1 protein-coding gene is annotated in these 417 nt (G+C 45.3%); it reads left to right on the plus strand.

Annotation, left to right across the window (positions count from 1 at the left end):
• The coding region (locus tag A3756_RS05120; protein ID WP_156490289.1) for an AAA family ATPase at positions 1 to 417 on the plus strand (417 nt) is incomplete at both ends.

Consider the following 417-nt stretch of genomic DNA (forward strand, 5'->3'; position numbering starts at 1 on the left):
CTGGTCCTACCGGTGTTGGTAAGACTGAAGTAACTAAGCAGTTAGCAACTGTATTAGGTATTGAGTTGGTTCGCTTTGATATGTCGGAGTATATGGAGCGACATACCGTCAGTCGTTTGATTGGTGCGCCTCCTGGGTACGTTGGCTATGATCAGGGTGGCTTATTGACCGAAGCGGTCAATAAGAATCCTCACTGCGTTTTATTGCTTGATGAGATTGAAAAGGCGCACCCAGAAGTCTTTAACTTGTTGTTGCAGGTTATGGATCACGGCACCTTAACCGATAACAATGGCCGCAAAGCTGACTTTAGGCATGTCGTGTTGGTGATGACAACCAATGCTGGTGCGGAAGTAATTAGTAGACGCTCAATTGGTTTTAATGAGCAAGACCATTCTTCAGATGGTATGGAAGCTTTGA

Source organism: Oleiphilus sp. HI0086 (assembly GCF_001635225.1).